This is a genomic window from Microbacterium phoenicis (assembly GCF_047302325.1).
GTDB lineage: Bacteria > Actinomycetota > Actinomycetes > Actinomycetales > Microbacteriaceae > Microbacterium.
In genome coordinates this window covers 2,484,125-2,506,149 of the sequence record NZ_CP154849.1, presented here as the reverse complement: position 1 = coordinate 2,506,149, position 22,025 = coordinate 2,484,125, and the positions used below count along the sequence as shown (strand labels likewise).

Genomic DNA, 22,025 nt, shown 5'->3' with positions numbered 1-22,025 from the left:
TTCAGGTGGGGGTCGGATGCCTCAGCTCCGGCTCGCGAGCCGGCTTCGAACCTCATCCCGTAGACGTTCGAGCCGCCACCCCGCCACGGGTTCGAACGCCGCAGACATCATCCGGAGGGCGAGCCCCGTGTGCGCGAACTCGTGCCGGACGCGCGTGCGCCCGTCCGGCAGGGGGTCCATCGTCCAGACGCCCCGCTCTGCGACCCCCGGTCCCTGCATCCGATACGTGATCACCGCGTCGCTGGCCGTCTCGTACTGGATCGTGGCGGGCACCACGCCGCGGATCCGGCTGCGATACCGGCGCCCGGTCTGCGCCTGACCGGTTTCGTTCACGCGACCGAGCGCCGGGTTCCATTCGGCGAGGGCGCCGAGGTCGGTCAGGATGCCGGCGAGCGAACCCGGCGGGGCGTCGATCGTGAGGGTTGAGCTGTACATCATGCGGTCCTCCAGGCGATGTCGTCGGTGCTGCGGAGGTAGGCGAGGTACTCCGTGAGCTCGCGTTCCAACCTCGCGCGGGTGACCCCGGCGGAGAGGAGCGCAAAGCTCACCTTCCCGGCCGAGAACGGCTCGTCGCCCTCGAGTACCACCGGCGGCCGGAGGAGGGTGGGGAGCGCGGCGAAGCGCTCCTGTTGCGCGCGCAGGAAAGCCTCGCCCCGCGCGCGGATCACATCGGGCAGCCAGTCGAAGTGGGGGAGTGACAGCTCGACGACCTCCCCCTCGGCGACCGGGCCGTCCGCCGCCGGCACCTCGTCGCCCAGCGCATACGTCGTGATCGGCTGCGCGTCGGTGAGCACGAGCATGCAGCCACCTCCCTCCAGGTGCTGATCGACGGCGGCGCGCTCCTCCGTGTTCGGCCAGCTCTCCACGAGTAGCCACCGGTCGCCCTGCCCGCGCGACCACCGGATGCGCGAGTCGTCGTCGAACACGATCGCGAGATCGTCGATGACGGTCAGCGGCCCCGCGCGGAGCGCCCCGATCATGCCCCCACCTCCGCGGTCGGCTCGAGCGCCTCGAGCTGCCGCCGCGCCCGATCGACGCGCGCCTCGCCACGGCTCCCGGAGCGTACCGGTGCGCGGGCGATCAGCTCGAGATGCGCCCGTGCCTCGTCGATGCGCCCCGCGGCCAGACACAGCTCGGCCAGACCCGCCAGCGCCCGCGTGTCACCGGGTTCGGCGTTCCTCGCGCTGACGATGAAGGCGGCTTCCGCCCGTACCCGCCCGCCACCGAGTGCGGACGGCATCGCGAGGTGCCACCGCCCCAGCGAATAGTTCGCGACCGCATGCTCTGAATCCCGCGCGAGCACGCGATCCAGTCGCGCCCGCATCCGCAACGCCGGCAGGAAGCGTAGCGCAGGCGGCAGATTCGAGATCGCCAACCCGCGCAGCCTGATCCGCTGCGTCTCGAGGTGGATCGGGTGACTCTCCATCCGCTCCAGGAGCGATACCACGAACCCGAGCCTGCGGCGGTCGGATGCCGCCAGTCGTCCGTCCGCACTGAGCGCCGCCGTGATGAGCTCATCCACGGCCTTCGCGGCACCGACCACGAGGTCGAGACTCTCGGCATCCCGGGCGTTCTTCGCCGCAGCCTCGAGCTGGGCGACGATGGCCGCCCGGGTTGAGAGGGCGAGCTCGCCTGCGGCCCGCTGCTTTCCGGCGGCCAGATCCGGCAGGATGGGCTCGCCGATGACGAGGTGCACGCGCCCGTCATCCCGAAACCGCCGACTGCCCTTGGGGAGGACCGTCTCGGTGCCGACCATTGCGACGGGGATGACCGGCGTTCCGGCCGAGAGCGCGAAGCGGAACGCTCCCGCCTGGAAATGCAGCATCTCGTCGGTCGCGTTCCGGGTTCCCTCGGGGTAGACGCAGAGCACCTCACCTGCAGCGAACACCCGCTGTACCGCTCGCAGCGTCTCGGGGCTCGGCCGGTCTCGATCGACCGGAATGCCGTACCAGGCCCGCGTCCAGAGCCGCGACACGTAGGCGTCGAAGCTCTCCTTCTTCGTCAGAAACCAAACGGGGCGACCGACGGCCGCGTTGACGAGCAGCTCCATCACGAAGTGATCGAAGTAGCTGCGGTGGTTGGGGACGAGCACGAACGGCCCCGATGTCGGAAGGTGCTGCAGGCCGTCGATGGTGACGAGATGTCGCCGAAGGCGCCGCCGGACGATCGCGCCGGTCAACCGGCGGACGGTGACCTCTCCGCGCACGTCAACGCGCTCCCGCGAGGAAGTGTTCGCGCAGGAGCTCGATGCTGGTCATCAGCAGTCCGTGCTCGTCAGCGAAGCGGCGCAGGGAGTCACGGCGGAGCATCTCGCCGTCGTCACCGATGATCTCCACGATCACCCCGGACGGAGTGCACCCTGCGGCGCGTGCGATGTCGACGGATGCCTCGGTGTGGCCGGTCCGCTCGATGACACCGCCGTCGCGGGCGATCAGCGGGAAGACGTGACCGGGGCGCTGCAGGTCGCCGGCGGCACCCGTCATGGCGACCTGGATCGTCCTCGCCCGCTCGGCCGCGGAGATCCCCGTGGTGACGCCGAATGCGCGCGTGGCGTCGATAGAGACGGTGAACGCCGTCCCCATGTGGTCTTCATTGAAGGTCACCATCGGCGGCAGCTCCAGCTGCAGAGCCCGCTCCCGAGTGAGCGACAGGCAGACCAGCCCGCGCCCGTGCGTGATCATGAAGTTGATCACCTGCGGCGTGGCGTGGTCCGCCGCGACGACCAGGTCACCTTCGTTCTCGCGATCCTCGTCATCCACGATGACGACCATCTGCCCCCGGCGGATCGCTTCGATTGCGTCGACTGCCGCATCCAGCATCGTCGACCCGACGAAAGCATCGATTTCCATAGTCATGACTGCCCCCAGTTCTGCCGCTCGCGCGGCGTTCGTGACCAGCATTGACGACGGTTGTCATCGCATGAATGTCACAACACGGAACGTTAGGGACGGGGATGCACGGCGTCAATGAACGTGACGCGCAAAGTCGGGGATGTTCACGCGCGAGCAATGTGGTGTATACATGTCACAACACGTATGACGTGACACTCAACTGGGGGAAACCATGCACCGTGTGACCGCGATATCCATCCGACACCCCCGCGTCGTCCTCGCCGTCTGGGCGACGCTGTTCATCGCCGGCGCGCTGCTCGCCCTGCGGCTGGACGGTGCGCTGAGCGGCGGGGGATTCACCAACCCGCGAGCCGAAGCGCTGCAGGCGCAGGCCGTTCTCGAGCAGAAGTTCGACGAAGCCCCGAACCAGCTCGTGATCGTCCTCTCCGCGGCGGACCCCGTCGCCGACGCCGCGATCGATGAGGCGGCCGACCTCGCCCGCGAGGCCGGGGCCGAGCGGGTCACCCTTCCGTCGGAACAGGCGGACCTCGCCTCCGACGACGGCCGGACGGTCGCCGTCATCGCCGGCTTCACGGCGGACAGTACGACGGTGCAGAACCTCGTGCCCGAACTCCAGGCATCCCTCGACGAACAGGACATCGCCGATGACGCCTACGTCACCGGTCAACCCGCGCTCGACTACCAGCTCAATGCGCACTCGAAAGCGGATGCGATCCGCGCCGAGCTGATCGTCTTCCCGATACTCATCGTCGTGCTGCTTCTCGTGTTCGGATCCGTCGTCGCGACCATCCTGCCTCTGCTCGTCGCCGGATCGGCTCTGATGATCTCGATGGGCATCGGCACCCTCGCGACCGGGGTCACCGAGATCTCGAACCTCTACACGAACATCGTCTCGATGATCGGGTTGGCCGTCGCCGTCGACTACTCGCTGTTCATCATCAAACGCTTCCGCGAGGAACTCGCGGCCGGCAGGTCAACGCCCGACGCGATCCACGTGACGATGGCGACCGCCGGCCACTCCGTCCTCTTCAGCGGGTTCGCGGTCGCCCTCGCCCTGTCGGCGCTCTTCGTGCCGCAGGTCATGGCGCTCACCAGCATCGCGCTCGGCGGCATCGTGGTCGCGCTGGTCGCGCTCGCCGTGACCATGCTCGTCCTGCCCGCAGGGCTCGCCCTGCTCGGCACGCGGATCGACGCCGGCCGGCTGCCCTTCGCGTCGCGGCGGAAGAGACCGGTCCCCGTGGCGGGCTCGGCCCGCATCCGCCGCCCCGGGCTGGTCGGTCTCGCCGGAGCCGCGGTCATGATCCTCGCCGCCGTGCCCATCGCCGGACTCTCGCTCCAATCGCCGGTCGCCAGCGCGACCGTGCTCCCCGCGGGCGACCCGGCGCGCGCCGGGCTCGAACTGCTCGAAACCGACATCGGGCAGGAGGGCCTCTTCCCCGTGGACGTCATCCTCACCTTCCCCGAGGGGACCACGGCCGCCACCGCGCTCGCCGAGACCGGAGAGGCACGGGACTGGCTCGTCGATCACTCGGGCGTCGACGGGGTGCTCGACGTGACGCAGTTCGCCCCGTCCGGAAGCCCGCTCGCCCAGGCGCTGGGTGACGGCACCGTCCCGGCCGAGGTCGAGCGCCTCTGGAGCTCGACGGACGGCACCATCGCTACGCGACTGCTCGTGACGACGTCGGAGGGACCGGATACGGTCAGCACTCACGACCTCGTAAAGGACGTCCGCGCCGACCTCGCCGGCCGCATCGACGGGGGAGCGGACGTCGCCGTGACCGGTGCCACCGCGCAGGGTGTCGACTTCGATGAGACGATCATCGGCAGCATCCCCGCCATCGCCGCCATCGTGCTCACGCTGACCTTCATCATGCTCGCACTCGCCTGGCGGTCGGTGCTGCTGCCCCTGCTGGCGCTTGTCTTCAACCTGCTCGTCGTCGGGGCGAGCGTCGGACTGCTGACGCTCGTCCAGCGAGCGATCAGCGACGTCCCCCTGAACTCCGTGACGCCCATCCTGCTGTTCGCCGTGATGTTCGGTCTGAGCATGGACTACATGGTGATCATCATGTCCCGCATGAGGGAGCTCTACCGAGGCGGGCCGGACTACGAGCAGGCGGTCCTCCAGGGTGCGGCACGGACCCGGGGGATGATCAACAGCGCCGCGATCATCATGATCGCCGTCTTCCTCTCATTCATGACGGCGCAGATCAGCATCGTCCGCGAGATCGGGATCGGACTGGCGATCGCCGTCGCGCTCGATGCGGTCGTCATCCGGATGCTGGTCATGCCGAGCATCCTTCGTGCGATCGGACCGCGGGCGTTCGGACGACGCGCCGAGCCGGAGCCCGCGTCAGACCCCGACGCGGGCCGGGAGGCACCCGCGAGGGAGCCGGCGCTCACCTGAGCGGGGATGCCGGCCGGCGGACCTCCTCCCCCCGGACGCCGGCCGGCGTTCCTCACCTGGCACACTGGGTGCAGAGCGACACCCGCGATCGACCCGAACGGCTGGATGAAGCATGACCGACACGGCGCTGACGCCCTCTGAGGCGGACCCCGCGACCCTCGCACCCTTCGAGCTGCGCTACCTCGTGCTCGCGGCTCAGCGCGAAGGCAACCGCGCGCTCGGGCGTCAGCTGGCACCCCTCGGCCTCACGTCGTCGCAGTTCGAGATCATCCTGGTGCTCGACCAGTACGGTCCGGTGTCGCTCAAGGAGCTCGGTGAGCTCATCGTCTGCGAGACGGGAAGCCCGAGCAGGATCGTCGACACGCTCGTCAAGCGGGGTTACGTCGAACGCACGCCTCACCTGAAGGATCGGCGCGCCCTGGAGTTGAAGCTCACCGACGCCGGACGGCAGATCGTGCCGCACCTGCGCGAGATCGACCGGACCATCGACGAGGGCGCCCGTCTGCTCCTCGACCCCGCCGACCTCACGGGCCTCGCGACGGCGCTGCGCACGTACCTCACGGGGAGCGAGTCCGGCGCTGTGCTCGAGCGCCGATTCCGCGGCGCTCCGCTTGCGGACGACTGACCAGCGTCAGGCGTTACCGCTGAGCAGCCACATCATGAGGGCGCTCGTCGAGATCAAGCCGGTGACCGCAGCGATCGATCCGAGCGAGCCACCCACCAGCGCCATCACCTTCGACTGACCGCGCGTCAGGGCGTAGATACCTAGCCCGAAAGCCGTCAGGCCAAGGATCAGCCCGAGCCACGGGACGAGCCCGGTGAGGAACGCGGCGATGCCGACGACGAGCGTCGCGATCGCGAGTCGGTTCGACGGTCGCGCGGCGGCGGACTGCCTCGTCGGCGTCTCAGACATCGTTCTCCCACACATCGGCTCGCGGGCTCTGTCGCCCCCGTTCACGCTACCGCGCGGCACCGGCTGTCAGGAGAGGTCGACCGTGGTCAGCAGCTCGAGGTGCTTCCGCAGCGTCTCGGTGACATCGACGGCATCCGGATCGTGCATCCACTGCACCTGCACCCCGTCCCACAGCGCCAGGGTCGACACCGCCGCGAACTCGGGATCGACGCCCGGGCGGAGGAGCCCGGCATCCGCCATCTCGCGGAATGCGGACGCGAACTCGCTGCGCACCCGGGCGTAACGCAGCACGAAGTACTCGTTGCTGGGGTGGTCCGGCGTCGCCGACTCGGCCGCGAGCAGCGTGTACAGCTCGACGATGCCCGGGATCTTCTCGTTCGCGCGCGCCAGGCGCAGGAACGCCGCGGGGGTGTCTGCGGGACCGGCCGTGCGGTCCGAATCGGCATCCGTCAGACTCCGGGTGTCGCGGTCCTCGAGCACCTTCTGCAGCAGAACGCTCTTGTTCGCGAAGTGGTGCAGGATCGTCGACGCGTCGATGCCGACCCGATCGGCGATCTCCTTCAGCGACCCCGCGCGGTAGCCGTGCGTCGCGAAGACGTCGCCGGCGGCATCCAGGATCTCGCGCTGACGCGCCGCCGTCTTCGCGTACGGACCGCGCTTGCTCGAAGAAGGCATGGGTTCAGCCTACCCGGCAAAATTCAACGTACATTGGATTTTGCGCTAGCGTGGGCGGACGCGACTCACAGGAGAGAGCACATGGCCGCACCCATCCGCTGGATCAGCACCACTCAGGAGCATCCCTGGCGGGAGCTCGACCCGCCCGTCCTCGGCGAGGTGCGCGCCATGCCGTCGGTGATCCTGCAGGCCGACGACCCGCAGCAGGCCGTCGAGGGCTTCGGCGCCTCGTTCAACGAGCTCGGGTGGACCTCGCTCTCCCGCCTCACCGAAGAGGACCGGGATGCCGTCATGCGAGAACTCTTCGAACCGGGAACGGGTCTGAACCTCACCCGCTGCCGCATGCCCGTCGGTGCCAACGACTTCTCGACTGACTGGTACAGCTACGACGAGACCCCCGGCGACCTCGTGCTCGACGACTTCTCGATCGAGCACGACCACGCGACGCTCGTGCCCTTCATCCAGGCTGCGCAGCGGCACCAGCCCGACCTCACTCTCTGGGCCTCGCCCTGGAGTCCGCCGACCTGGATGAAGACGAACGGCCACTACGCCGCCGCCAAGGCGAGCCCGCTCGCGGCGGGAGTCGACAACGGCATCCGCGACGACCAGCTCGGCGCCGAGGGCACCGACATGATGCGCCTCGACGACGGGACGCTAGCCGCGTACGCCTCCTACTTCGGCCGGTTCGTCGACGCATATGCCGAACTCGGCATCCCCGTCACGATGGTGATGCCGCAGAACGAGTTCAACTCGGCGCAGATCTTCCCGAGCTGCACATGGACCCCCGAGGGACTCGCCGCCTTCATCCGACACCTCGGTCCCGAGATGGCGTCACGCGGCGTGAGCGTCTTCCTCGGGACGCTCGAGCGCGCCGACGACGGCCTCGTCGAGCGCGTGCTCGCCGACGCGACGGCCGCCGAGTGGATCTCGGGGATCGGCGCGCAGTGGGCGGGAAAGGGGGCCGTGGCTTACCTGCACCGCCATCACCCGGAGCTCGCGATCTACCAGACCGAGCAGGAGTGCGGCGACGGCCGGAACGACTGGCGCCTCGCGCGCCATGCCTGGTCCCTCATGAAGCACTTCCTCTCGCATGGGGCGGCGGCGTACATGTATTGGAACATGTCGCTGCTCGAGGGCGGGGTGAGCCGCTGGGGCTGGGCGCAGAACTCGCTCGTGGTGGTCGATCCCGACACCGGCTCGTACGCCTTCACCCACGAGCTCTACGTGCTCAAACACGTCTCCCACTTCGTGGCCGGCGGGGCTCGCCGCATCCCGACACTCAGCTACAGCGGCCACGAGAACCAGCTGGTGTTCCGGAACCCCGATGGCAGCCTCGTCATCGTCGTGCAGAACGACCTGGGCGAGGAGATGCCGATGACGTTCATGATCGACGGGCAGGCGCTCGAGGTCGTCCTGCCGGCGGACTCGCTGAACACGCTCGTCGTCCCCGCCTGAGAAGAACACCGTCCGGTGCCAGGATGGTGCGGTGGCCCCTGACGTGAACGCCCTCCAGAACCATCCCGGTGACGTCGAGTACCCCGTCCGAGCCCGTCGCCGCTACGCGCAGGCTCTCGAAGCCAAGCGCAAGGCAGACCCCGCCGAGATGCGCAGGCGAGCGCTGCCCGTCACTCTCATCGCCGCCCCGTTCGGCATCGCCGGCTTCGTGCTCTCGTTCGTCTGGGAGGTCGACGAGGTCATCGTCAACTTCTTCGCCTTCGCCGTCGGCATGGCGTTCGGCCTCCTGATCGCCTCGATCATCCTCGCCAGAAGGGATGCCGGTGCTCCCCGCCGTGCGCAGCTCGCCTACATCGAGGCATCCGGTCGGCAGCCACTCACCCCGCGGCAGCAGGAGATCCTCGCGCTCGACGCCGCGAGCGACTTCGCCGTCCGCAGCTGGAACGGCTCGCTCGCCTTCACGCCCACCTTCGCCGAGCTGCCGCGGGAGCTGCGCACGAAGCACCAGGACGGTGAGAAGAGCTCGCCGTGGTTCTCGCTCCCCGTCACGCCGCTCAAGCAGCTTCGCGGCGCGCTCGACGAGCAGTTCAAGATCGTCACGAAGGGCGACGCCGAGCTCCTCGTCGCCGACACGCTCGTCATGGGACTGAACTCGCAGCGCTTCGCCGAGATCGCCCACAGCGACAACGCCGAGCACATGATGTCGCGGGTCGCAGCGCTCACCGAGCTGCCCGTCTTCGACATCCAGGACCTCGCCCGCGGCAGCGAGGAACAGCCCGCCCGGCTGCTGCTCGCCGCCGACATCGAGCGCGGCGTCGGTGGCATCCGCTACGCCTACGTCGCCGGCTACCTCACGGCCGACGAGACGTGGGCGCTGCTCGAGCCGCTCGCCGAGAAGGCGTTCCGCACCTACGGCAGCTGGGACGAGTACTGGCGCGAGGTGCTCATCGCCACGGCGTTCCGCACCGATTCGCTGCAGGCCGTGCAGAGTCAGCGCGACGCGCTCGCCGAGCTGCGCACGTCGTCCTGGCCCGCGGCATCCGTCGCCTGGCCGACCGAGGGGGCACGCGCATGAGGATCACGACCGACCTCGCCGAGATCGACCTCGGCGTCGTGCACCGCTGGCTGTCCGAGGGCGCGTACTGGGCGCTCGGACGCCCCCGCGACGTGGTCGAGCGCGCAGCGCAGAACTCGTTGAACTTTTACGCCCAAGGCGACGACGGCACGCCCCTCGGATACGCGCGCGTCGTCACCGACTCCGCGACCTTCGCGTGGCTGTGCGACCTCTACGTCGATCCGGGGGCGCGCGGCAAGGCCGTCGGCACGGCGCTCGTCGGCGCCGTCGTAGACGCGCTCGAGCCGCTGGGGCTGAAGCGCACGCTCCTCGTCACAGCCGACGCGCACGGCCTCTACGAGCAGTTCGGTTTCACTCTGCACCCGAACCCCGAGCGCGTCATGCAGCGCGGCGGCTGACCCTCAGTCGAACGCCGCCGGGGTGTCGCGCGGGTACTCGCCTCCGGCGAGCTTCACGAGCTGCGCGTGCGCGTACTCGCAGATCAGCGCGTGCCGGTAGACCATCTGCGGCACGTCGACGTTCGAGTCCATCCACAGGCTCAGCGCACCCACCTTCCACGCGCGGAACGTGTCGTCGCCCGTGATCGTCGTGAGGATCTCGAGGAACGAGTCGTCGAACTTCATCGAGTGCACCGCCCGGCGGTACTCCTCCACCGTGAGCGCCATCGAGAACGGGATGTTCATGAAGCACAGCGCCGTCTGGATGTCGAGACGGATCAGCCGCCGGACGTGCCGCTCCGCGTCGAGTCGCGGGATGTCAAGCTGCTCGAAGTTCAGCTCGGCGCGTTCCGTCACCCGCACCTTGTCGAGCGCGATCAGCACGTCGTAGACATTCACGTCGTGCTCGACGACCGCCGAGTCACCGAGGCCCGACAGCGCGGTCGGCCGCAGCGTCACCGGCGCCATGTCGACCGGCGTGTTCCGGATGATGAAGTTCACGAGGTTCGTCTCGACGACGAAGTGGCGAATCAGGAGGTCCACCGCGCTGGGGGAGACGAAGTGCCGCAGGAACCACACGCACAGCGCATCCATGACGGGCAGCGGCATCCACCGGAACGGCAGCATCCGCTTCACAACCGACACGATCGCCACGACGACCCGCGAGAGCACCCGCGCGACCGGGTACAGCCACCGCCGCGACAGCCGCCGCTGATCGTTGATGATCTGGCGCACCACCGCGCGATCGAGCGGCACCGAGGGATCGGAGTAGATCGCCTCCCACATGCTGGGATCGCTCTTCACGAACTCCCGCATCACCGGCAGCGGCGGCCGCTTCGCCATCTCAGCGATCCAGCTCTTCGAGCTGGAGCGCGTACAGGCGGGCAACGACCTGCGCACACCGGACGATCTCGTTTGCGTCCTCGTCGGTGATGATCCCGGATGTGAGGATCGCCTCGAGGTCGCCTGTGTGGTTGCCGTCGGCGACCTCGTGGTACCGCATGAAGTTCACCTGGTTGTCGGCGAGGCCCAGCACCTCCTGGAACCGCTTCGCCCAGCCCGCCGCGCGCTGCGCGCCGAGCCCCTCGATGATGAACATCGCCCCCAGCAGCCCCGTCGGGTTCGGCCGGTCGGCGTACGTGAACATGTAGCCCGACAGCGCTTCGGACCCGACGTTCTTGCGGCCCGCGCGCAGCTCCGACAGCGTTCCGCCGATCGCGACATAGTCGCGCTCGAGCATCAGGTAGTCGCGGTGCTCCTCCTCGGCGTGCTTGATCGCCGCGGCGCGCAGGTCGAAGTGGGCGATGTCGAAGTTGGATGCCGCCCGCGAGATCCACGGCGACCCGTCGACCACCTGCTGGCGCAGATTGAACAGCAACCGCTCGTAGTCGTGCAGGGTGACGGTGCCGGCATCCAATCGCTGCAGGACCGGGACGCGCGAGAGGTGCTCCTCGAGCTCGTCCCACACCGCGGCGAGGCGGTCGGCGAGGGTGTCGACGGTGGTGGATGCGGTCATGACGATGCTCCTTCGGGGGGCGCGACGACGGTCAGGTGGGCGAACGCGAAAGAGAACCTGCCCGACTCGGGCACGGCGAGCAGGATCGTCTCGCCGGGGGAGAAGCGCCCCGTCCGAAACGCCTCCTCGAGCGCGATGAAGATGCTCGCCGCCCCTGTGTTGCCGCAGGTCTCGAGGTTCGAGAACCAGCGGTCGGTGTCGAGCGTCGGCACGCGCTTGCGCAGCCCGTCGAAGGCCAGGTCGCGGAACGCGTTCGTGCTGTAGTGGCAGATGACGTGGTCGAGCTTCCCGACGTCGACGAGACCGATGTCGACGAGCTCCTCGAACTGCGCGAGGCCGGCGCCCGCGAGGTCGTCGAGCATGCTGACGTCCTGGCGCAGCAGGAACATGCCCGCCGCTGCCGCGTCGTCGACCGGCAGGTCCTGCCACGTCGACCCGACGACCGGCTCGGGGCCGCCCATGCCGGCACGCATGCAGACGTCGTGCTCGTGGGCCAGCGAGACGTGCCGCACCCAGTCGACGCGCAGCGAGATGCGCGTGGGATGCGGCTGGAACTCGACGACCACGGCGCCGGCGCCGTCCGACAGCATCCAGCGCAGGAAGTGCGAGTCCATCCCGGCGCGGATGCCGTCGTACCGCCGCTGCCGCAGGCTCCGGCTCGACAGCTCCGACCCGACGACCGCGGCGCGCGGGTGGTCACCGAGCTTGATCTTCGACACCGCGGCATCCAGCGCGGCAAGACTCGACGCGCAGACCCCCGACGCCGACAGCAACTGCATCGGACCGCCGCCGAGGCGGCCGTGCACCATCGACGCGAACCCGGGGACGAGCACGTCGCCCATCGTCGTCGCGGTCGCGAGCATGCGCAGGTCACCGGCCTCGAGGCCGCGGTCGTCGAGCGCCGCGGTCAGCGCCTTGACCGCGAGCTCCTCGTTGAGCTCGGTCGGCTCGCCACCCTCGTCGAGGGCGTAGTACCGCTGCCGGATGCCGTTCGCGTCGAGCACGCGACGACGGATGCGGGCCGTCACCGCATCGTCGCCGCCCAAACGGCTGACGATGCCGTCGTTGTCGACCGGCTCGCCCGGCAGATACCGGCCGAAACCGGTCAGGTACGCGGACGCCGTCGATGCCATGGGTCCGACCCTAGAGGGTCGGACCGAACGGCTCGGGTGTTATCCCCGGGTCACTTCTCGACCTCGCGGCCCTCCGCGATCCAGGAGCCGGTGCCGCCCTCGACATTCGTCGTCTCCAGACCGTGGTGCTCGAGGAACGCGGCCGCGCGGGCGCTGCGTCCGCCGGCCTGGCAGATGAGGTGCAGGTCGTCGAGTTCGCGCAGCTCGTCCACGTGGTCGGGCACCGTGGCGAGGGGGATGTTGCGCGCACCGGGCACGTGACCGGCGGCGAACTCGTCGGGTTCGCGCACGTCGATGATGTTCGCGGGGGAGGCCTCGGCCAGCTGCGCCGTCGTGATGGAGTGCATACCTCGATGGTCGCAGATCTCGCGGGCCGCGGCGCGGAGTCGGCGATCGTTACCCTCGGAGTATGCCGATCCGCTCCGCTCTCCGTGCCCTGAACGACTCGACCTCGATCACCCACGGCGTCGTGTCGTCGTGCGTCGTCGGAGCCCTCACCCTCATCGACCCACGCCGTCTCACCGTCGGGCAGCGCCTCGTCTACCGCCTGGCGAACGCGGGGCTCGCCGCCTGGACCGTCGGCGTCGGTCTCCGCAGCAGCGATCCCAGCGGCGCCGTCCCGCCGGCCGGGCGGGCGGCCCTTGTCGCGGGCGCCGCCGGTGCGGCCCTGGGCTTCGCCGATGCGGGCGAAGCGGTGGACGCCCGCGTGCAGGACGCGGTCGCGCGCACCGGCGCCCGGCATCCGCGCCGTTGGCTGGCAGCCGGCGGGGCCGTCCTCGCCTTCGGCTCGTGGTGGGCGAGTCGCACCCTCGACACTCCGGAGGACACCCCCGAAGCGCAGGAGATCGCCGTCGACCTGCCGGAGGACGTCCGGGCTCTCGCTGCCCACCTGCTCGCCGCCACCGACCTCTTCGGTGCGCCGGAGCTCCGCGCCCAGCTCGCGCATGCGGAGCGTCTCGTCTTCGACGACAGCGACGGCGGGTTCTGGCCGAACGCGCAGCTCCTCGTCGCCGAGGACCTGCCGCGGGCCGTTCCGGCGCACGCGACGTTCCCGGTCGTCGGTCGGTTCCGCGCCCTGAGCGATGCCACCTTCGACGTGCGGCTCATGGTGACGGACGGTGTTCTCACGAGCGTTTTCGTCGACGAAGGCGCCGACTGGACGTCCGAGCAACGCGACGCCTGGTACGAGTCCGGCGGCGACCTCGGAGAGCTCGGCGACTGGCCCGCGCTCGGCGACCTGGAGATGCTCATCGAATCGCCCGAGGGGCTTCGCCCGATCGGCGCGAAAAGCTGACGGACGGGAATGTTCCGGCGGGCTGATGCGCTGAACCTCCCTATGACGAACAACACGAAGCCTGCACAGTCGTCCGGCACGTTCCGCATCGGCGGAGACCTCGAGGTCAACCGCCTCGGTTACGGCACCATGCAGCTCACCGGCCCCGGCGTCTGGGGTCCGCCGAAGGACCACGACGAGGCGATCCGCGTCCTCCGTCGCAGCGTCGAGCTCGGTGTGAACTTCTTCGACACCGCTGAGTCCTACGGCCCGTACGTCGCCGAGGAGCTCCTCAAGGAGGCGCTGCACCCCTACGCCGACGACGTCGTCATCGCGACGAAGTCCGGCCTGACCCGCACCGGCCCGAACGTGTGGCCCCCGCTCGGACGCCCCGAGTTCCTGCGCCAGGGTGCGGAGATGAGCCTCCGGCGCCTCGGTCTCGAGCGCATCGACCTGTTCCAGCTGCACCGCATCGACCCGAAGGTTCCGCTCGAGGACCAGGTCGGCGAGCTGAAGGCGCTGCAGGACGAGGGGAAGATCCGGTACATCGGACTGTCCGAGGTCTCGGTCGACGAGGTCAAGGCCGCGCAGGAGATCGCCGAGATCGTCACGGTGCAGAACCTCTACAACCTGCAGCACCGCGACGCCGAGGCGCTCCTCGACTGGTCCGAGGAGCAGGGCATCGGCTTCATCCCGTGGTTCCCGCTCGCGACCGGTGGCCTCACCGGCACCGACTCGCCGCTGACCGACATCGCCGAGCGCAAGAACGCGACCCCCGCACAGGTCGCCCTCGCGTGGCTGCTGAAGCGCTCGCCGGTCATGCTCCCGATCCCGGGCACCTCGAGCGTCGCCCACCTCGAGGACAACCTCCAGGGCGCGGTCATCGAGCTCACCGACGAGGAGTTCGCGGAGCTGTCGAAGCTCGGCAGCTGAGCCCCGCATCCCTCGCGTCACCCGTCCACCCTCTGCCAGGGTGGGCGGGTGACGTCTTTTGCCCAGCAGAGTCCGCCGGTCGTCCGGGTGTGGAGCGGCGTGGTCCGCACCGAGGATCGGGACGCGTACGCCGACTACGTCGAGCGCACCGGCATGAGCGCCTACCGATCGACGCCCGGCAACCTTGACGCGTGGCTGCTCACCCGTGACCTCGGCGACGGTCGTACCGAGATCACGACGGTGTCGAGGTGGGCGAGTCTCGACGCGATCACCGCGTTCGCCGGCGATGACATCGAGCAGGCGGTTTTCTACCCGGAGGACGACGAGTACCTCGTCGAGCGCGACGAGCGCGTCCGGCACTACCGGCAGGCGTGAGATGGCCGTCGTCACCTCGCTGTACCGCTACCCGGTCAAGGGATTCACTCCCGAACCGAGGGCCGAGCTCATCGTGCAGCCGGACGGCCGCATCGCCGGAGACCGCGTCCTCGCCTTCCGCTTCGCCGACGCGACGACTCCCGAGGACGACGGCGGCCTAGAGTACTGGCCGAAGAGTCGCGGACTCGCACTCATGGATTTCCCCTCGATCGCCCGCCTGCACGTCGAGGTCGACGATGGCGTCGTCCGGGTCAGCGAGGACGGTCGCCTGCTGGTTCAGGCAGGGCTCGACGATGCCGGACGCCGCGAACTCGAGGACGCGGTCACCGCGTTCGTGGCGCGGTCCTCCGACGCGCAAGTGCTGGGGCGTCCCGGCGTCCTGCCGCTGCGCCTCGTCGGCGACGGCGCGACGTCGAGGTTCCAGGACCGAGCGCGCGGCTTCGTCTCCCTGCACGGCGCGTCGACGGTGGAACAGGTGGATGCCGCCGTGCCCGCACCCGTCGACGATCGCCGCTTCCGCTCCAACATCGTCGTCTCGGGCACCGCGCCATGGGGGGAGCTCGAATGGTCGGGCCGCGTCCGCATCGGCGACGTGGAGTTCGAGGTCCAGCGTCCGATCGGTCGCTGCGCCGCCATCACTGCGAACCCCGACACCGGCCAGCGCGACGCGCGACTGCTGCGCGTGCTGACGACCGAGTTCGGTCAGAACGAGGCGACTCTCGGCATCCTGCTGCTGCCCGTCGGCGACGGGGGCACGGTGCGCGTGGGGGATGAGGTCGTCGCGACGTCCTGAGCTCGTGGGACCGATCCCATAGACTCTCCGTCGGTTCCCCTCATGGACTCCCCGACCTTCCGCTCCGCACCGCGACGCGACATCCAAGGCCTGCGCGCCTTGGCCGTCCTCGCGGTGATCGGCGCACACGCGGCCGGGTGGCCCGCGGGCGGCGTACTCGGCGTCGACGTCTTCTTCGTCATCTCCGGGTTCCTGATCACCGGGATGCTGCTGCGCGAGGCACGAGACACCGGGCGCATCTCGCTCGGCTCGTTCTACGCCCGGCGTGCGCGGCGATTGCTGCCCGCAGCGCTCACCGTGCTCATCGCGGTCGGGGTCGCCGGATGGTTCCTCTTCAACCGCGCCCGCGGCGAACAGACGTTATGGGATGCCGCCTGGGCAGCCGTCTTCGCCTCGAACTGGAACTTCGCCGCTCAGGGGACCGACTACTTCGCCGACACCGGAGCCGTCTCGCCCCTGCAGCACTTCTGGTCGTTGTCGGTCGAGGAGCAGTTCTACCTCGTCTGGCCGCTGCTGCTCCTAGTCGTCCTCGCGCTCGCCGGGCGGGCGCGGGTGGCGGCCGTGGCGGGCGTGCTCGCGGCGGCGATCGTCGCGGGCTCCTTCGGCTGGGCTCTCGCGCAGTCCGACGCCCAGGCGACGGTGGCGTACTTCTCGACCCTGACCCGCGCGTGGGAGCTCGGCGTCGGCGCGCTCGTCGCCGTGCTCGTGCCGGTGCTTCGCCGCATCCCTCGCGTCCTCGGTGCGACGCTGCAATGGGGCGGCGTCGCGGCCGTCGTCGCCGCGCTGCTGCTCATCGATCCGACCGCGGGTGGGTTCCCGGCGCCGTGGGCCGCAGCTCCGGTCGTCGGGGCCGCCGTCGCACTCGCGGGCGGCGTCGGGGGAGACCCGCGCCACCGCCGCCTCGTCCCGCTGACGAATCCGATCGCCGTCTTCCTCGGCGACGCGTCGTACTCGCTCTACCTCTGGCACTTCCCGGTCGTAGTCTTCGCCGCCGTGCTGGTCCCGGCATCCGAGTGGCACCTCTGGATCGTCCTCGGGGCGAGCCTCGTCCTCGGCGTGGCGTCGTATCTGATCGTCGAGCAGCCGCTGCGCCACGCACCGTTCCTCGGCGGGATGCCGCAGCCTGCGGCTCCCGAACCCGAACCACAACCCGAAGCGGAGCCGGCGCCGGTCACGGTCGCTCCGACGACCCGCCCCGCGGGGTGGACCCCGGGCACGAGGTACTTCCCGGGGTCGTCCCGCCCCGCGCCCGCCCGCATGGCGGTCGCAGCGGCCGCGCCGGTAGCCGAGTCGGTCGCCGAGCCGGTCGCCGAGCATCGGGGGAGCGCCGTCGCCGCCTGGCGCGAGCGCTTCGCCGCGCAGGTGTTCCTCGCGACAGCCGGGCTCGTCGCGGTCGCGCTGGCGGGCGTGCTCTGGGCGACGGCATCCGGTCACGGTCCGCGGTTCGGCCTGCCCGAACTCGCTCCGGCGGCATCGGCTCCGTCCGTCTCGGGGGATCCGACCGCCGACCTCCAGGCGGAACTCGCCGCCGCTGCCGCCGCCGACGCCTGGCCCGACCTCAACCCTTCGCTCGACCGCGTGATGATCGCGTCGTCGGCCGCGAACCCCGCGCACGACTGCTTCTCCCCGGGAGCGGCGACCGCCTGCGGGTGGGGCAGCAGTGACGCGCCCGTACACATCTGGCTCGTCGGCGACTCGACCGCGATGGCCTATGCGCCCGCCTTCCGCCGCATCGCGGATGACAGCGACGGCGGCATCCGCGTCTCGGCGATGGGCATGTACGGATGCCGCTTCACCGATGTCCTCGTCCAGAACGACGACCCGCAGGTGATGGCGCGATGCCAAGAGCGCAAGGCGGCGGTCCGGGCAGCGATCATCGCCGACAAGCCCGACCTCGTCGTCATGTCGAACGCGTTCACTCTCGGCCGGTCGGTCGACGGTACCGACCTCTCGGCCGAGAACTTGATCGCGGCGCAGCGTCGCGAAGCGGACTCGTACCGGATGGGCGAGCGGATGCTGCACCTCGCGCCGCCGCCGCAAGGCGTCAGCCTTGCCGCCTGCTACACGCCGTCGTCGTCGCCGAAGGCGTGCGACAGTGCGGTCGACAGCACGTGGCGTCAGATGGAGGCCGCATCCGAGCACGCGGCGAAGGCAGCGGGCGATCACGCGATGTCATCCCTGCCGCTCACGTGCGCGGGCGATGTGTGCCCGCCCTTCGCCGGCTCGATCCCAACGAAATACGACCAGACGCACCTCACCGTCGAGTACGCCGAGCACATCGCGCCCGCTCTGCACCAGGCGCTGGACGGCGCGGGTCTGCTGACCGGTCGCTGAGCGGTTTCAGACGCCGAGAAGCGGACACGCAGAGGCTATCGTCGCGACGGTCTGCTGCCGGACTAGACCCGCAGCGCGCGGCGGTACCCGAGAGCACCGACCGCGCCGGCGGCCGACAGTGCCGGGCCGGCGACCGCCTGCGCGAGGGGGTGCGCCAGCGCACGGATCGCGGTAACCGGACCGAGGGACTCTCGGATCGCCGGCACCGCCCAGTCGTCCACCGCCGCCTGATACCGCGCGACTGCCTCGTCCAGGTCCGACCCGCGGATCACCTCGTCGGCCAGCGCACCGGCCGAGCGGATGGCCGTCGAGCCCGCCCTGCCGCCGGTCGGCGGCATCGCGTGCACGGCGTCGCCGATCGCGGTGATGCGGGGCGCCCGCCACGGGAACCGCCGTCCCGTGAGGGAGGCGGCGCGGAAGCCGAACGCCGCAGTGCGATCGGGGTCGGATGCCGCGATCGTGTCGGCGAGCCACGGATGCCACCGCTGGGTGGCGGCGAGGGACGTCTCGACGAGTTCCGCCGCCGTCGCGCCGCGGGTCTCAGGCACGCTCGTCCGCCGCGCGATGAGCCCCCAGACGACGGACGGCGGCCCCACCGCCTCGCGGAGGTCCTGCGGCACCTCGCCCATGCCGACGGAGGCGAGCGACAGGAACATCCCGAGCCCCCGCCGATCCAGCGCGAGCCCGGGTCCCCGGCGGAGGAAGCTCGGATACCGTCCGCCGGGTGCGAGCGGCGTGGACCCCGCGATCCCCACGAGACCGGTGTCGGTGCTCGTCGTCGCGCCGAGCGCGCGCACGACGGGCGAATCCGCACCGTCCGCCGCCACGACCAGGTCGCCCGCCACACTCGAGCCGTCCGCGAGCGTCAGCGCTGCGCCGCCCGCGGTCTGCTCCGCTCCTGTCACCTCCGCGGCGAACCGGACCACGCCCTCGAGACCCTCGGCGAGGATGCTGCGCAGCGCCCTCCGCTGGCAGAGCATCCGCTCCTGCCCCGCGGGCTCGGGCGCGACGACGAGGGGCCGCAGCCGGGCGTTCGCGACGGTGAACTGCGAGAACGTCCCCGGTCCGTCGGACACCCGCCGGATGCGGTCCAGCGTGCTGCCCGGCACGTGCCGCCGCATCACGGCGACCGCCTCGGGAGTCAGGGCGATCCGGTAGCCGCCCGTGTCGAGGGCACTTGCATCGCGCTCCACGACGACGACCTCGGCGTGATCGCGCAGGGCGTGGGCGAGCACGAGGCCGCCCAGGCCCGCTCCGCTCACCAGGACCCTCATCTGCACAGCATGACCGGCCCTCGTCGAACGCAGAAGCCCTCGACTGCGAGCATCGTCATCCGAAAGACTGGCGGGATGCCTCTGCTCCCCGCCCCGCGCCCCATCGACCCCGCCGCCGTTCCCGCGCTCCGCTGGGGCGTGATCGGTACCGGCATCGCCGACCGGTTCGTCCACGCGATCCATGCGCACACGGGTCAGCGCGCCGTCGCCGTGACGGCACGGGATGCCGCGAAGACCCGCTCGTTCGCGGATCGGCACGGCATCGCGCGCGTGCATGCGTCCGTCGACGCCCTCCTCGCCGACGCCGAGGTCGACGTCGTCTACGTCGCGACGCCGCATCCGCTCCACCGCAAGCTCGCGCTCGCCGCGATCGCCGCGGGCAAGCACGTGCTCGTCGAGAAGCCCATCGCGGTGTCAGCGGTCGACGCGCGCGAGATCCTCGACGCGGGCCGCGCCGCGGGCGTGCTCGTCATGGAGGCGATGTGGACGCGTTACCTCCCGCAGGCCGACGTCATCGCGCAGCTGCTCGACGCCGGGACGATCGGCGAGGTCGCCCTCGTCCGCGCCGACTTCGGCTCGCTCGTCGAGTTCGACGCCACGAGCCGCATGTTCGATCCGGCGCTCGGCGGCGGCGCGATGCTCGACCTCGGCGTGTACCCCGTCTCGTTCGCGGCGTCGATCATCGGCGCTCCGAGCGTCGTCCGCGCGGTGGGCACGCTGGCGCCCACCGGCGTCGACGACAGCGCCACGATCGCCCTGCGGACGGATGCCGGGGCCCAGGCTGCGCTCACCGCCGGCTTCCGCGCCGTCACGCCGATCGAGGCGACGATCTTCGGCTCGCAGGGGCGCATCGACGTGCTGAGCCCGTTCTTCGGACCGAGCGGCATCCGCCTCACCCTTTCCGACGGCACCGCTGAGGAGTGGCGCGACGACGCCCTGCCGCAGGTCCACGACGGTCTCGGCTACCAGGCGACGGCGTTCGCTTCGTACGTCGGCGCCGGCCTCGTCGAGTCGCCGTTGCACCCGCACGGCGACGTCGTCTCGGTCATGGCGACCATCGACGAGGTGCGTCGCCAGATCGCCGCCGGCTGAGCGAGCAGGGCGGCCCAGGGTTAGCCTTGGTCACCATGACCATCCAGCACACCGTCGTCTTCGTCCTGCACCACGCGGATGAGTCCTCCGAAGAGAAGACGTTCCTGACGGACGCGCAACGGTCGCTCACGGCCATTCCCGGCGTCCAGCAGTTCCGCATCAACCGTCAGATCAGCCCGAAGAGCGATCTCCGTTGGCAGTTCACGATGCTGTTCGACGACCAGGACGCGTACGACGCGTACAACGCCCACCCCGACCACGTCGCCTTCGTCGAGAGCCGCTGGAGCCACGAGGTCCGCGACTTCCAGGAGTTCGACTTCGTCGCCGGCGACTGATCGAGGCGGGCGCGTGGATCAGCGTTCCGCGCGCACCTCGGCGAGCGACGGGTAGTCGGTGTAGCCCTCGGCACCACCCGTGTAGAAGAGCTCGGGTCGCGGATCGTTCAGCTCGGCGCGCTGCTCCCAGCGGGTCGGCAGATCAGGGTTGGCGATGACCGGGCGGCCGACCGCGACGGCATCCGCCCACCCTTCGAGCACGAGCTCCTCGGCCTCTTCGCGGGACGTGACGACGCCGAAACCGGAGTTGAGGATCGTCGGCGCACCCGCCGTGTGGCGGATGTGCTGGACGAGGTCGCTCTTCGGCTCGGCGTGCAAGATGTCGACGAACGCCAGGCCGAGTGGGGCGAGGCCCTCCGAGAGAGCCGTGTAGGTCGCGCGTGCGTCGGCGTCGTCGCTCTCGAGGACCCCCGGGATCTGATGCTGTGGCGAGAGACGGATGCCGGTGCGCTCCGCGCCGACCGCCTCGGCGACCGCACGGGTCACCTCTATTCCGAACCGCGCGCGGTTCTCGGGCGAACCGCCGTAGACGTCCTCCCGGACGTTGGACTCGGGGGAGAGGAACTGGTGCACCAGGTAGCTGTTCGCGCCATGGACCTCCACGCCGTCCATGCCGGCCGCGATCGCATTGCGCGCCGCCTGAACGAACTGCTCGACGACGTCACCGATCTCGGCGGTCGTGAGGGCGTGCGGAACGGGGAGGTCCACCTTCTCACCCGCGACGGTGCGACCCTGCCCCGGCGAGGCGATCGCACTCGGGCCGACGACGAGCTCGACACCGGAGATCTCCGGGTGCGAGACCCGGCCGCCGTGCATGAGCTGCATGACGATCGTGCCGCCCTCCGCGTGCACCGCGTCTGCGACCTTGCGCCATCCGGCGATCTGCTCATCGGTCTCGATTCCGGGCTGTCCCGGGTAGGACTTCCCGGCGGCGACCGGCCAGGTCCCCTCGGTGATGATGAGGCCCAGGCCCGCACGCTGGCGGTAGTACTCCACCATCACGTCGTTCGGAATACCGTCCTCCGCAGCCCGCGTGCGGGTGAGCGGTGCCATGACGACACGGTTGGACAGATCGAGGGCGCCGAAGACGGCGGATTCGTACAGGCTCATACCGAGACGTAACCCTTGCGGGCAGCGGTCCTATTCCAGCCGCGTG

At 70.2% G+C, this 22,025-nt stretch carries 24 protein-coding genes; 12 read left to right on the top strand and 12 right to left on the bottom strand.

Annotation, left to right across the window (positions count from 1 at the left end):
* Window positions 1–21: 21 nt before the first annotated feature.
* The 4 genes from ABCU91_RS12245 to ribB are packed head-to-tail and all read right to left on the bottom strand — an operon-like array spanning window position 22 to window position 2,855.
* Window positions 22–438: an SRPBCC family protein gene (locus tag ABCU91_RS12245; protein ID WP_413353886.1), complete on the bottom strand. Its 417-nt coding sequence runs from the start codon at window positions 436–438 to the stop codon at window positions 22–24.
* Window positions 435–980: a hypothetical protein gene (locus tag ABCU91_RS12240; RefSeq protein ID WP_413353885.1), complete on the bottom strand. Its 546-nt coding sequence runs from the start codon at window positions 978–980 to the stop codon at window positions 435–437. Before ABCU91_RS12240 ends, ABCU91_RS12245 begins: the two co-directional genes overlap by 4 nt.
* Entirely contained in the window at window positions 977–2,206 is a 1,230-nt protein-coding gene (locus tag ABCU91_RS12235; protein ID WP_413353884.1) for a 1-acyl-sn-glycerol-3-phosphate acyltransferase, read from the bottom strand. The genes ABCU91_RS12240 and ABCU91_RS12235 overlap by 4 nt, the downstream gene beginning before the upstream one ends.
* Window position 2,207: 1 nt before the next feature.
* Complete coding sequence (gene ribB / locus ABCU91_RS12230; protein WP_413353883.1) at window positions 2,208–2,855, bottom strand: 3,4-dihydroxy-2-butanone-4-phosphate synthase; 648 nt, start codon at window positions 2,853–2,855, stop codon at window positions 2,208–2,210.
* A 217-nt stretch (window positions 2,856–3,072) separates the two neighbouring features.
* Here ribB and ABCU91_RS12225 point away from each other — a divergent pair, with 217 nt between their 5' ends.
* On the top strand, window positions 3,073–5,256 hold the full coding sequence (locus ABCU91_RS12225) for an MMPL family transporter (RefSeq protein WP_413353882.1): 2,184 nt from the start codon (window positions 3,073–3,075) through the stop codon (window positions 5,254–5,256).
* Window positions 5,257–5,368: 112 nt separating this feature from the next.
* Window positions 5,369–5,881, top strand: a complete 513-nt coding sequence (locus tag ABCU91_RS12220) for a MarR family winged helix-turn-helix transcriptional regulator (protein WP_406923818.1) — start codon at window positions 5,369–5,371, stop codon at window positions 5,879–5,881.
* A 6-nt stretch (window positions 5,882–5,887) separates the two neighbouring features.
* Here ABCU91_RS12220 and ABCU91_RS12215 read toward each other — a convergent pair whose 3' ends face one another.
* Both ABCU91_RS12215 and ABCU91_RS12210 read right to left on the bottom strand, forming a co-directional pair.
* The gene (locus ABCU91_RS12215; protein WP_231916457.1) at window positions 5,888–6,169 is read right to left on the bottom strand and encodes a hypothetical protein; all 282 of its coding nucleotides are present in this window, start codon (window positions 6,167–6,169) and stop codon (window positions 5,888–5,890) included.
* A gap of 66 nt (window positions 6,170–6,235) precedes the next feature.
* Complete coding sequence (locus tag ABCU91_RS12210) at window positions 6,236–6,844, bottom strand: TetR/AcrR family transcriptional regulator (RefSeq protein WP_413353881.1); 609 nt, start codon at window positions 6,842–6,844, stop codon at window positions 6,236–6,238.
* Between the two features lie 81 nt (window positions 6,845–6,925).
* On the opposite strand from ABCU91_RS12210, the gene ABCU91_RS12205 reads away from it, so the two are divergent.
* The 3 genes from ABCU91_RS12205 to ABCU91_RS12195 are packed head-to-tail and all read left to right on the top strand — an operon-like array spanning window position 6,926 to window position 9,772.
* The gene (locus tag ABCU91_RS12205; RefSeq protein ID WP_413353880.1) at window positions 6,926–8,299 is read left to right on the top strand and encodes a glycoside hydrolase family 30 protein; all 1,374 of its coding nucleotides are present in this window, start codon (window positions 6,926–6,928) and stop codon (window positions 8,297–8,299) included.
* Window positions 8,300–8,330: 31 nt separating this feature from the next.
* Window positions 8,331–9,374 (top strand): DUF1266 domain-containing protein, encoded by a 1,044-nt coding sequence (locus ABCU91_RS12200; RefSeq protein WP_413353879.1) that lies wholly within the window; start codon window positions 8,331–8,333, stop codon window positions 9,372–9,374.
* Window positions 9,371–9,772, top strand: coding sequence for a GNAT family N-acetyltransferase (locus ABCU91_RS12195; protein ID WP_413353878.1), 402 nt, complete (start codon window positions 9,371–9,373; stop codon window positions 9,770–9,772). The genes ABCU91_RS12200 and ABCU91_RS12195 overlap by 4 nt, the downstream gene beginning before the upstream one ends.
* A gap of 3 nt (window positions 9,773–9,775) precedes the next feature.
* Here ABCU91_RS12195 and ABCU91_RS12190 read toward each other — a convergent pair whose 3' ends face one another.
* Genes ABCU91_RS12190 through ABCU91_RS12175 form a run of 4 tightly spaced genes read right to left on the bottom strand, consistent with a single transcriptional unit; the run spans window position 9,776 to window position 12,807 of the window.
* Window positions 9,776–10,654, bottom strand: coding sequence for a DUF6999 family protein (locus ABCU91_RS12190; protein ID WP_413353877.1), 879 nt, complete (start codon window positions 10,652–10,654; stop codon window positions 9,776–9,778).
* A 1-nt stretch (window position 10,655) separates the two neighbouring features.
* A complete protein-coding gene (locus ABCU91_RS12185) occupies window positions 10,656–11,327 on the bottom strand; it encodes an iron-containing redox enzyme family protein (RefSeq protein WP_413353876.1) in 672 nt (223 codons plus the stop codon).
* Window positions 11,324–12,460: a 3-oxoacyl-[acyl-carrier-protein] synthase III C-terminal domain-containing protein gene (locus tag ABCU91_RS12180; protein ID WP_413353875.1), complete on the bottom strand. Its 1,137-nt coding sequence runs from the start codon at window positions 12,458–12,460 to the stop codon at window positions 11,324–11,326. The genes ABCU91_RS12185 and ABCU91_RS12180 overlap by 4 nt, the downstream gene beginning before the upstream one ends.
* Before the next feature lie 50 nt (window positions 12,461–12,510).
* Window positions 12,511–12,807 carry a rhodanese-like domain-containing protein gene (locus tag ABCU91_RS12175; RefSeq protein ID WP_020096921.1) on the bottom strand — a complete coding sequence of 99 codons (297 nt, stop codon included), beginning with the start codon at window positions 12,805–12,807 and terminating at the stop codon, window positions 12,511–12,513.
* A gap of 62 nt (window positions 12,808–12,869) precedes the next feature.
* Between ABCU91_RS12175 and ABCU91_RS12170 the strand changes: the two genes are divergently transcribed.
* Genes ABCU91_RS12170 through ABCU91_RS12150 form a run of 5 tightly spaced genes read left to right on the top strand, consistent with a single transcriptional unit; the run spans window position 12,870 to window position 18,168 of the window.
* Window positions 12,870–13,754: a hypothetical protein gene (locus ABCU91_RS12170; protein WP_413353874.1), complete on the top strand. Its 885-nt coding sequence runs from the start codon at window positions 12,870–12,872 to the stop codon at window positions 13,752–13,754.
* A 42-nt stretch (window positions 13,755–13,796) separates the two neighbouring features.
* Window positions 13,797–14,666 (top strand): aldo/keto reductase, encoded by an 870-nt coding sequence (locus ABCU91_RS12165; protein WP_406923836.1) that lies wholly within the window; start codon window positions 13,797–13,799, stop codon window positions 14,664–14,666.
* A gap of 48 nt (window positions 14,667–14,714) precedes the next feature.
* Window positions 14,715–15,041 (top strand): hypothetical protein, encoded by a 327-nt coding sequence (locus ABCU91_RS12160; protein ID WP_413353873.1) that lies wholly within the window; start codon window positions 14,715–14,717, stop codon window positions 15,039–15,041.
* Between the two features lies 1 nt (window position 15,042).
* Complete coding sequence (locus tag ABCU91_RS12155; RefSeq protein ID WP_413353872.1) at window positions 15,043–15,834, top strand: MOSC domain-containing protein; 792 nt, start codon at window positions 15,043–15,045, stop codon at window positions 15,832–15,834.
* A 42-nt stretch (window positions 15,835–15,876) separates the two neighbouring features.
* On the top strand, window positions 15,877–18,168 hold the full coding sequence (locus ABCU91_RS12150; protein WP_413353871.1) for an acyltransferase family protein: 2,292 nt from the start codon (window positions 15,877–15,879) through the stop codon (window positions 18,166–18,168).
* A 62-nt stretch (window positions 18,169–18,230) separates the two neighbouring features.
* Here the strand turns inward: ABCU91_RS12150 and ABCU91_RS12145 are convergent, their stop codons facing one another.
* On the bottom strand, window positions 18,231–19,442 hold the full coding sequence (locus tag ABCU91_RS12145; RefSeq protein WP_413353870.1) for an FAD-dependent oxidoreductase: 1,212 nt from the start codon (window positions 19,440–19,442) through the stop codon (window positions 18,231–18,233).
* 75 nt (window positions 19,443–19,517) lie between these two features.
* Between ABCU91_RS12145 and ABCU91_RS12140 the strand changes: the two genes are divergently transcribed.
* Both ABCU91_RS12140 and ABCU91_RS12135 read left to right on the top strand, forming a co-directional pair.
* Window positions 19,518–20,534 carry a Gfo/Idh/MocA family protein gene (locus ABCU91_RS12140; protein WP_413353869.1) on the top strand — a complete coding sequence of 339 codons (1,017 nt, stop codon included), beginning with the start codon at window positions 19,518–19,520 and terminating at the stop codon, window positions 20,532–20,534.
* A gap of 35 nt (window positions 20,535–20,569) precedes the next feature.
* A complete protein-coding gene (locus ABCU91_RS12135) occupies window positions 20,570–20,869 on the top strand; it encodes a Dabb family protein (RefSeq protein ID WP_413353868.1) in 300 nt (99 codons plus the stop codon).
* Between the two features lie 18 nt (window positions 20,870–20,887).
* On the opposite strand, the gene ABCU91_RS12130 is transcribed toward ABCU91_RS12135, so the two are convergent.
* Window positions 20,888–21,979 (bottom strand): alkene reductase, encoded by a 1,092-nt coding sequence (locus ABCU91_RS12130; protein ID WP_406923842.1) that lies wholly within the window; start codon window positions 21,977–21,979, stop codon window positions 20,888–20,890.
* Window positions 21,980–22,025 lie beyond the last annotated feature (46 nt).